This is a genomic window from Kitasatospora sp. NPDC051984 (assembly GCF_044593455.1).
GTDB lineage: Bacteria > Actinomycetota > Actinomycetes > Streptomycetales > Streptomycetaceae > Kitasatospora.
Genome location: NZ_JBIUCB010000043.1, coordinates 23,950 through 33,042, shown reverse-complemented (window position 1 = coordinate 33,042; position 9,093 = coordinate 23,950). Strand labels below are relative to the sequence as shown.

General features: G+C 74.3%; 8 protein-coding genes. 5 read left to right on the top strand and 3 right to left on the bottom strand.

What is annotated here, in order from left to right; genetic code table 11:
• Nucleotides 1–96: 96 nt before the first annotated feature.
• Together ACIHEI_RS36420 and ACIHEI_RS36415 are read right to left on the bottom strand one after the other, a co-directional pair.
• Nucleotides 97–1,494, bottom strand: a complete 1,398-nt coding sequence (locus ACIHEI_RS36420) for an NAD(P)/FAD-dependent oxidoreductase (protein WP_396609829.1) — start codon at nucleotides 1,492–1,494, stop codon at nucleotides 97–99.
• Nucleotides 1,495–1,566: 72 nt separating this feature from the next.
• Nucleotides 1,567–2,649: a LacI family DNA-binding transcriptional regulator gene (locus tag ACIHEI_RS36415; protein ID WP_396609828.1), complete on the bottom strand. Its 1,083-nt coding sequence runs from the start codon at nucleotides 2,647–2,649 to the stop codon at nucleotides 1,567–1,569.
• A 169-nt stretch (nucleotides 2,650–2,818) separates the two neighbouring features.
• Here ACIHEI_RS36415 and ACIHEI_RS36410 point away from each other — a divergent pair, with 169 nt between their 5' ends.
• Genes ACIHEI_RS36410 through ACIHEI_RS36390 form a run of 5 tightly spaced genes read left to right on the top strand, consistent with a single transcriptional unit; the run spans nucleotide 2,819 to nucleotide 8,078 of the window.
• Nucleotides 2,819–4,477 carry an ABC transporter substrate-binding protein gene (locus ACIHEI_RS36410; RefSeq protein WP_396609827.1) on the top strand — a complete coding sequence of 553 codons (1,659 nt, stop codon included), beginning with the start codon at nucleotides 2,819–2,821 and terminating at the stop codon, nucleotides 4,475–4,477.
• Nucleotides 4,477–5,424 carry an ABC transporter permease gene (locus ACIHEI_RS36405; protein WP_396609831.1) on the top strand — a complete coding sequence of 316 codons (948 nt, stop codon included), beginning with the start codon at nucleotides 4,477–4,479 and terminating at the stop codon, nucleotides 5,422–5,424. The genes ACIHEI_RS36410 and ACIHEI_RS36405 overlap by 1 nt, the downstream gene beginning before the upstream one ends.
• Nucleotides 5,421–6,290 carry an ABC transporter permease gene (locus ACIHEI_RS36400; RefSeq protein ID WP_392953509.1) on the top strand — a complete coding sequence of 290 codons (870 nt, stop codon included), beginning with the start codon at nucleotides 5,421–5,423 and terminating at the stop codon, nucleotides 6,288–6,290. The genes ACIHEI_RS36405 and ACIHEI_RS36400 overlap by 4 nt, the downstream gene beginning before the upstream one ends.
• A 1-nt stretch (nucleotide 6,291) precedes the next feature.
• Nucleotides 6,292–7,266 carry an ABC transporter ATP-binding protein gene (locus tag ACIHEI_RS36395; RefSeq protein WP_396609826.1) on the top strand — a complete coding sequence of 325 codons (975 nt, stop codon included), beginning with the start codon at nucleotides 6,292–6,294 and terminating at the stop codon, nucleotides 7,264–7,266.
• On the top strand, nucleotides 7,263–8,078 hold the full coding sequence (locus ACIHEI_RS36390; RefSeq protein WP_396609825.1) for an ABC transporter ATP-binding protein: 816 nt from the start codon (nucleotides 7,263–7,265) through the stop codon (nucleotides 8,076–8,078). Before ACIHEI_RS36395 ends, ACIHEI_RS36390 begins: the two co-directional genes overlap by 4 nt.
• Nucleotides 8,079–8,231: 153 nt before the next feature.
• On the opposite strand, the gene ACIHEI_RS36385 is transcribed toward ACIHEI_RS36390, so the two are convergent.
• On the bottom strand, nucleotides 8,232–8,873 hold the full coding sequence (locus ACIHEI_RS36385; protein ID WP_396609824.1) for a TetR/AcrR family transcriptional regulator: 642 nt from the start codon (nucleotides 8,871–8,873) through the stop codon (nucleotides 8,232–8,234).
• Nucleotides 8,874–9,093 lie beyond the last annotated feature (220 nt).

The window sequence follows — 9,093 nt, the reverse complement described above, 5'->3', positions numbered from 1 at the left end:
GCTGGGCAGACCAGCGGATGCCCCACACCCACCCACCGGCCAACCCCCCACGAACCTCCGAAACGATCACACTCGCATCGGCCGGTGGATTCGGGTTCAGCTGTCGAAGCCCAGGCCGAAACGGTCGAGGGTGCGCAGCCACAGATTGCGGTGCCCGGCGTTGGCGTCGGCCCGGGTGAGGGCCCACTGGGTGATGCCGATGCCGACCGAGCGGACCGGCTCCGGCGGGAACGGCAGCGGCTTGCGGCGGACCATCTCCAGCGCGGTGCGCTCGGTGCGCTCCCCGGCGAGCAGGTCGAGCATCACTTCGGCGCCGAACCGGGTGGCGCCGACGCCGAGACCCGTGAACCCGGCGGCGTAGGCGACCTTCCCGCGGTGGGACAGGTCGAAGAAGGCCGAGAACCGGGTGCAGGTGTCGATCGCGCCGCCCCAAGCGTGGGTGAAGCGCAGGCCCGCCAACTGCGGGAAGGTCCGGAAGAAGTGCCGGGCCAGGGTCGCGAAGGTCTCCGGCCGCTGGTCGCGCTCGGCGCTGACCCGGCCGCGGTACTGGTGGACGACGTCGTAGCCGCCGAACAGGATCCGGTTGTCGGCGGACAGCCGCACGTAGTGGAAGTGGTTGGCGCTGTCGGACCAGCCCTGCCGGTTCTGCCAGCCGACGGAGGCGAGTTGGGCGTCCGTCAGCGGCTCGGTCATCAGCGCGTAGTCGTAGACCGGGACGGTGTACGGCCGGTGGCGGCGCAGCAGCGACGGGAAGGCGTTGGTGGCGAGCGCGGCGCGGCGGGCGGTGATCCGGCCGTAGGGGGTGCGGACGGCCAGGCCGCCGGGGGTGTCGGCGAGGGCGGTGGCGGGCGTGTGCTCGTGGATGCGGACGCCGAGGGCGAGGCAGGCGCGCTTGAGGCCCCAGGCGAGGCGGGCCGGGTCGAGCATGGCGACGCCGTCGCGGTCCCAGAGGCCGCCGAGGAAGGTGGGGGAGTCGATCTCGGCGCGCACGGCGTCCCGGTCGAGGACGTCGAGGTGGCTGCCGTAGCGGGCCGCGAGCTCGGCGAACTCCCGCAGCTCGTCCACCTGGTGGGGCTCGGTGGCGACGCTGAGGGAGCCGCTGCGCCGCCAGTCGCAGTCGATGCCGTGGCGGCGGACGGTCTCCTGCATGGCGTCGAGGTTGGTCTGCCCGAGGCGTTCCAGGACGGCGAGTTCGCCGGGCCAGCGCTGGTGGCCGTTGGCCAGGCCGTGGGTGAGGCTGGCCTCGCAGAAGCCGCCGTTGCGGCCGGAGGCGGCCCAGCCGGCTTCGCGGCCCTCGATCAGCAGCACGTCCAGCGACGGGTCGCGCTCCTTGGCGATCAGCGCGGTCCACAGTCCGCTGTAGCCGCCGCCGACCACCAGCAGGTCGCAGCGGGTCTGGCCGACCAGGGCGGGTTCGGCCGCGGGCCGGTCGGGGGAGTCCAGCCAGAACGGTACGGGCTGGGCGTCCCGGAGGGCGTGGACGGGGTCGGCCATGGCGGCGCTCCTTCGGCGGTGCAGGGGGACGCCGGGCCCCGGAGCGGGGGGTGCGGGGCCCGGATGCCGTCATCAGACCGTTCCCGGCCCACCAAGGTCAACCGTGTTGTCGTAAGGGCCCTGGGCGTGTCGCAGCGAGGAGGCGCGGATCTCCAGCCGGGTGGGCACCAGGGCGCCGGTGCTCTCGCGGCTGCCGCTCTCCAGGGCGGCGATCAGCAGCTCGATGCCCTTCTCGGCGACCGCGGCGGGCTGCAGGCTGAGCGTGCTGACGGCCGGCCGGGTGTGCTCGGCGGAGGACTCCTCGCTGGCGCACACCAGCAGCAGCTGCCCGGGCACCGCGAGGCCCGCGCGGCGCACCGCCTCCAGCACCAGCGGCGGGCCGGCCTCGGCCAGCACGAACAGCGCGTCCGGCGGCTCGGGTCCGGACAGCACGGCCTCGACGGCGGTGATCACCGGGCCGTCGCCGGCCCCGTCGGTGCGGGCCTGGCGGGCCGTCAGTCCGCGCTCGTCGCACCAGCGGCGGTGGGTGTCGGCGGCCGCCCGGTGGAAGCGGATGACGGTGCCGGGGAGGACCAGCGCGATTCGCCGGGCCCCCTGCGCGTACAGGTGGTCGAGGACCTCGCGCACGGCCCCCTCGGTGTCCACGTCCACCCAGTGCGCGCCGGGGCGGCCCTCCACGGAGCGGTCGGTGAACAGCGGGATCCGGGCCGCGAGGAAGTCCTCGACCAGCGGGTCGCGATCGACCGGGTCGGCGACGATGGCGGCGTCCAGCGGCAGGTCCGCCCACTCCTCGGGGCCGCACCGGGAGGGCAGCAGGACGAGCGCGTAGCCGTGCTCCAGGGCGGCCGCGGTGGTGGCGCTGGTCAGCCGGGCGAAGTACGGGGAGGTCAGGTACGTGCCGGGCTCGCCCGCGAACTCGCCGACCGCGTAGCCGATCAGCCGGGCGTGCCCGGCGCGCAGCAGCCGGGCGGTGGCGTTGGGCCGGTAGCCCAGCCGGCGGGCCGTCTCGCGGGCCCGGCGGCGCACCTCCTCGGACATCCGGCCGGTGCCGTTCAGCGCGGCGGAGACGGTGGTCTTGGACAGGCCGGACTCGCGGGCCACGTCGACCAGCCGGACACGGGGAAGGGGGCCCTCGGCGGGCCGCGCGGCGCTCATGGGCCGATGCTGCCAGCAGCGGTGACGGTCCGTCACCCCCTCGGGCAGCGGCGGGCTTTCCGCGCCGTGACGAAACCGCACTCCCGAAACTCCTTGTGCGGGAACGTTCCCGCATCAATACTCCACAGCACCCACAGCCCCCACGACTCGGAAAGGGGTGGGTTCTTCCGTGCGCCTTCTGCCGCGTTCCCCCAGATCCGCCTCCGGAACCATCGCCCTGCTCGCCGCCGGCGCGCTGCTGCTGACGGCCTGTTCGGGCGCCACCGTCAAACCGGGTCCGCCCGCCTCCGCCGACGGGACGGGCTTCGCCACCACGGCGCTCACCCCACCGGGCAAAGGCGCCGTCGCCTCGTTCACCTGGTCGCTGTACGCGGAGCCGCAGAGCCTCGACTACGCGCTCGCCTACGACTACCCGCCGAACACCGTGCTCGCCAACGTCTGCGAGCAACTGCTGCGGGTCACCCCGGACATGAAGATCGAACCCGGGCTGGCCACCGGCTTCACCAACCCCGACCCGCGGACCTGGGTCTACACCCTGCGCGAGGGCGTGAAGTTCCACGACGGCTCGACGATGACCGCCGACGACGTGGTGGCCTCGCTCACCCGGCACCTGCTGCCCGCCACCGGCTCCGCCTGGGGCTCCGCGTTCAAGAACGTGGTCGCCGTCAGCAAGACCGGGCCGATGCAGGTGACCATCACCCTCAGCAAGCCGGACGCGCTGCTCAACGAACTGCTCGCCGCCTCGCCCGGCACCGTGGAGAGCGCCGCGTACCTGGAGAAGGCCGGCAAGGACTACGGCAGCCCGTCCGGCGGCGTCGACTGCACCGGCCCCTACGCGATCGACCGCTGGACCCAGGGCGACAGCATCACGCTGCGCAAGAACCCCGCCTACTGGGACACCGCGCTCACGCCGAAGGCCGACAAGGTCAAGTTCGTGTTCATCGGTGATTCGGCGGCCCGCGCCAACGGCTGGCTGTCCGGCGCCGTGGACGGCGGCTACATGGTGCCCTCCGCCTCCCTGGCCCAACTGGGCGGCACCGACAAGGGCAAGGTGTACTTCGGCCCGAACACCGCCGCCGCCGACCTCGCGGTGCTCGACCTGCAGGGCACCCTGCGGGACCTGAAGGTCCGGCAGGCGCTGTCGCTGGCCATCGACCGGCCCGGCCTGATCAAGTCCGCGGCGGGCGGCGTCGGCGTCCCCGCCAAGGCGCCCGCGGCGCGCGACGCCTGGGGGCTCGCCCCGGAACGCACCGCCGGGTACTTCTCCCAACTGCCCGAACCCGTCCAGGACGTGGCCAAGGCCAAGCAGCTGATCGCGGAGGCCGGGGCCGGCGGCAAGCACCTGGTGATGGCGACCAGCTCGCTGGCCCCGGAGATCAGCGTCGTCGGCAACGCCGTGCAGGCCGCCGGACGCGAGATCGGCCTCGACGTCGAACTGCGGCCGGTCGCGCCCGACGCCTACACCGCCCTGTTCACCGACCCCGGCGCCCGGGCCGGCATCGACCTGGTGGTCACCAACGGCTACGACAACACCCCCGACCCGCTGGAGTTCTACCAGTCGCTGCGCACCGGCGACTTCGCCAACTACGCGGGCTGGTCCGACCCCGAGTACGACAGCCTGTTCGACCAGGCCGTCGGCACCACCGACCCGGCCGCCCGCGCCGACCTCACCGCCCGGCTCCAGCAGATCGCGGTGCGCGAACTGCCCAGCATCCCGCTGTACGAGGCCCCGTTCTCGGTGTTCCTCGGCAGCCGGATCACCGGCGCGCCCGCCGGCATCGCCCAGCTGTACTACCCGTGGGCCGCGACGATCGGCGCCGCCCGCTGATGGCCCGCTACCTGTTCGGCCGGGTCCTCGCGCTGGCCGCGGTGCTGCTGGCGACCTCCTTCCTGGTCTTCAGCGCCGTGCACCTCGCCCCCGGGGACCCGGTGTCCTTCCTGCTCAAGGGCCACCCGGCCACCCCCGAGGCGCGGGCCGCGATCGCCGCCCAGTACCACCTCCACGACCCGTTCCTGGTGCAGTACGGCAAGTGGCTGGGCGGCGCGCTGCACGGCGACTTCGGCCGGTCCGTGCAATTCCGGCAGGACGTCGGCGAGTTGATCGCCTCCCGACTGCCCGGTACCGGGCTGCTGATCGGCTACGCGGCCGTCCTGGTGTGCGTCGGCGGCGTGTCGCTCGGCGCGCTCGCCGCGCTGCGGCCCGGCCCGATCGACCGGCTGGTGCTGCTCGGCACCGGTGTCGCCACCGCCACCCCGCCGTTCGTCAGCGCGATCGGCCTGGTGTCGCTGTTCGCCGTCCAGCTCCACTGGTTCCCCGGACCGGGCTCGCAGGGCGGCGGCCTCGGCGACCGGCTGTACCACCTGACCCTGCCCGCCTTCGCGCTCGCCGTCACGCTGGCCGGCCTGCTGGCCCGGGTCACCCGCTCCGCGATGCTGGACGAACTCGGCCGCGACCACGTCGAGGTGGCCCGCTCCCGCGGGGTGCCGGAGCGGCAGGTGATCCGCCGCCACGTGCTGCGCGGCGCGCTCGGCCCGATCGTCACCGTCGGCGGAACCACGCTGGCCGGGCTGCTGGTGTCCACCTCGATCGTGGAGACCGCCTTCAACACCACCGGCGTCGGCTCGCTGCTGGTGCAGTCCGTCACCGCCAAGGACCTGCCCGTGGTCCAGGCCGTCACCCTGCTGACGGTGCTCGGCTTCGGACTGGTCAACCTCGGCGTCGACCTGCTCGGGCCGCTGGTCGATCCGCGCACCGCCCGGGGAGGCGCCGCATGACCACCGCCGCACTGACCGCACCGGTCCGCCGGCCGCTGCTGCGCCGGCTGCGCTCGCTGGGCGGCGGGCCGCTGTTCACCGCCTCCGCGGCGCTGCTGGTCCTGCTGGTGCTGGTCGCCCTGCTCGCCCCGGTGCTCGCTCCGCACGATCCGAACGCCGTCGACCTGCGCAACCCGCTGGCCGGCTCCAGCGCCGACCACCTGCTCGGCACCGACCAGTCCGGCCGCGACGTGCTGTCCCGGCTGCTGTACGGCGCCCGCACCGGACTGCTCGGGCCGCTGCTGGTGATCGCCCTGTCGACCGCCGCCGGCGCGCTGCTCGGTACGGTCGCCGGCTGGTGCGGCGGCTGGGCCGACATGCTGCTCTCGCGCTCGCTCGACCTGGTGTTCGCCGTCCCCGGTCTGCTGCTCGCCGTCATGTTCGTCACCGTCTCCGGACCGGGCATGACCGCACCCGTGATCGCCATGGCGGTGGCCTACACGCCGTACGTCGGACGCCTGGTGCGCGGGCTGGCCCAGCAGGAGAAGGCCCGGCCCTACCTGGAGTCCTACCGGGTGCAGGGCTGGTCCGGGTGGAGCATCTGCCTGCGCCACCTGCTGCCCAACCTCGCCCCGACCGTCCTCGCCCAGTCCGCGATCAACTTCGGCTACGCGCTGATGGACCTTGCCGCGCTCTCCTTCCTCGGCTTCGGCGTCCAACCGCCCGCCGCCGACTGGGGCGCGATGATCAACGAAGGCGAGTCCGCCCTCCAGCAGGGCGCCATGATGCCCGCCCTCGCGCCCTCCGGGTGCCTGGTGCTGGCCGTGGTCGCCTTCGGGATCGTCGGCGAGGGCATCGCCGACCGGCTCGCCCGACGGGAGAACTGACATGACAGCCCCGCACCTGCTGGAGTTCGACGCCCTGACCGTCGCACTCCCCGGCGCCCGCGCCGCCCGCCCGCTGCTCGACGGCGTCGGCCTGCACGTCGACGCCGGGGAGACCGTCGGACTGGTCGGCGAATCCGGCTCCGGCAAATCCGTCGCCTGCCGCACCGTCCTCGGCCTGCTGCCCGAGAAGGCCACCGCCACCGGCCGGGTCCTGGTCGGCGGACGCGACGTGCTCACCCTGGACGCGGCGGCGCTGCGCGAGGTGCGCAGACGCCGGGTCGCCATGGTGTTCCAGGACCCGCGCGCCGCCGTCAACCCGCTGCACCGGATCGGCGACTTCCTCACCGAGGGCCTGCGCGCGGCCGGCACCCCGGCGGGCGCCGCCCGCGCCCGCGCCGAGGAACTGCTCGCCGCGGTCGGCATCCCCGACCCGGCCGCCGCCCTGCACCGCCGCCCCCACGAGTTCTCCGGCGGCATGCTGCAACGCGTGGTGATCGCCGCCGCGCTCGCCGGAGAGCCCGAACTGCTGCTCGCCGACGAGCCCACCACCGCGCTGGACGTCACCACCCAGGCCGAGGTGATCTCCGTCCTCACCAGGCTGCAGCGGCGGCGCGGCACCGGGATGCTGTTCGTCACCCACGACCTGGAACTCGCCGCCGCCGTCTGCGACCGCATCTACGTCATGTACGCCGGACGGATCGTCGAGACCCGCCGCACCGAGGAGCTGTTCGCCCGCCCGCGGCACCCCTACACCGCCGGGCTGATCGCCTGCACGCCCCGGATCGAACCGGGCGCGCCACCGCCGCGGCCCGTCCCCGGCCGGCCGCTGTCGCTCGCCGAGGCCCCCACCGGGTGTGCCTTCGCCGACCGCTGCGCGCTGGCCGAACCCCGCTGCCGCACCGAGAAACCCGCGCTGCTCCCGTACGGCGACGGCCTGGCCGCCTGCCTGCGCGCCGACGAAGGGATCCTGCCGTGACCACTGGACTCGTCGTGCACGGGCTGCGCAAGCGTTTCGGCGACCGATGGGCGGTCGACGGAGTGTCCTTCGCGCTGGAGCCGGGCGGCGCGCTCGGCGTGGTCGGCGAATCGGGCTGCGGCAAGAGCACCACCGCCCGGATGCTGGTCGGCCTGGAACGGCCCGACGGCGGCACCGTCCACCTCGACGGCGCGGACCGGCTGGTCCGCCCGCGCGGCCGGGCCGCCCGGCTGGCGCACGCCCGCGGCGTCCAACTGGTGTTCCAGGACCCGTACCTGTCGCTCGACCCGCGCATCCCGGTCGGCGAGGCCGTCCGGGAGGTGCTGCGCCTGCACGGCGGCGGGCGGTCCGACACCCGCGTCGCGGAACTGCTCGACCAGGTCGGGCTCGGCCCCCGCGAGGCCGCCGCGCTGCCCCGCGCCCTGTCCGGCGGCCAGCGCCAACGCGTCGCCGTCGCCCGGGCGCTGGCCGCCCGGCCGAAGGTGCTGGTGCTGGACGAGGCGGTCGCCGCACTCGACGTGTCGATCCAGGCGCAGATCCTCGACCTGCTCGCCGGGATCCGCCGCGAGAGCGGCATCGCGCTGCTGTTCGTCAGCCACGACCTGGCGGTGGTGCGCCACCTCACCGAGCGGGTCGTGGTGCTCCGGCACGGCCGGGTGGTCGAATCCGGCCCCACCGGGCAGGTGCTGACGGACCCTGCGCACGCGTACACCAGGCTGCTGCTGGACTCGGTGCCGCACCGCGGCTGGGACCCGGACCGGATCGCCGAGGACCGCCGCAGGCTCACCGCCGAAGAGTCCGCACCGGCCTGACGGAGCAGGGACGCGAGTGGGTGCGGAACCAGGGGCGCGGGGAACTGTGCGAAGGGGAACGGGACTTCGGAAAGATCCGGAGCCTCACAGTGCTCGAATCCTGGTTCCGGCCCACCCCGGAGGGTGCACGCCCGGGGGCCGCGCCCCGGGCCGTCAGGCGCCCGGCAGCGGCGCGCCGGTGCTCGACAGGGCGCGGTACAGCCGGTCGAGGTAGCGGCGCAGGTGCGCGGGCATGTCCACCGCCTGCGGGTCGAGCACCCACTGGAGCTGCAACCCGTCCATCACGGCGAGCAGTTCGCGCGCCAGGGCGGGGCAGTCCGTGTCGGCGCGCAGCTCCCCGCTGTCCACGCCGCGGTGCAGCGACTGCGCGGCGTCGGCGGACAGGACGCGGTAGCGGCGGGCGAAGAAGGCGTGCGCCGGGTGCTCCGGATCGCCGGACTCGCCGGCCAGGGCGTTGAACATCCGGGTGCGCTCGGGCCGGCGGGCGTTGTACGCGGCCAGGTCGACCAGGCGGTGGAACCACTCGGCGACGCTCGCGCACTCCTCGGCGAAGAACCGCTCGATGTCGTGCTCGTCACTGGCCTCCAGCACCGAGACCAGCAGCGCCTCCTTGGTGCGGAAGTGGTGCAGCAGGCCGCCCTGGGTCAGCCCGGCGTCCTTGGCGATCCGGGCCAGCGAGGTGCCGCGGAAGCCGAGTTGGGCGAAGTGCGCGACGGCGGTGTCCAGAATGCGGGTGCGGCGCTCGTCGCCGACCGCGTAGCTGCCGCGGCGGGCCGGCTCGTGCTTCACGTCCATGGCTGCCACCTTAGCCAACCCTCCACGGAGCCCCACTTGATGTGACCCAGGTCACAAAATGAATACCTACTGACCACTCGGTTTTCGTGCTTTGCTGGTCCGGCCCCGCCGCCGTGCCCACCCGGGCCGGCCGGGCGGCCACCTGACGGGCCGCCCGTTCGCCGTGCCGCACCGCGTGCGGGGCACCCCCACCCTTCACCCTCCCGCCGCACGGGACCGT

Bases quoted from the DNA above. Each gene is read 5' to 3' on its own strand.
- ACIHEI_RS36400 (WP_392953509.1), top strand. From the start codon at position 5,421: ATGACCACCGCCGCACTGACCGCACCGGTCCGCCGGCCGCTGCTGCGC.
- ACIHEI_RS36385 (WP_396609824.1), bottom strand. From the start codon at position 8,873: ATGGACGTGAAGCACGAGCCGGCCCGCCGCGGCAGCTACGCGGTCGGC.
- ACIHEI_RS36405 (WP_396609831.1), top strand. From the start codon at position 4,477: ATGGCCCGCTACCTGTTCGGCCGGGTCCTCGCGCTGGCCGCGGTGCTG.
- ACIHEI_RS36420 (WP_396609829.1), bottom strand. From the start codon at position 1,494: ATGGCCGACCCCGTCCACGCCCTCCGGGACGCCCAGCCCGTACCGTTC.
- ACIHEI_RS36415 (WP_396609828.1), bottom strand. From the start codon at position 2,649: ATGAGCGCCGCGCGGCCCGCCGAGGGCCCCCTTCCCCGTGTCCGGCTG.
- ACIHEI_RS36395 (WP_396609826.1), top strand. From the start codon at position 6,292: ATGACAGCCCCGCACCTGCTGGAGTTCGACGCCCTGACCGTCGCACTC.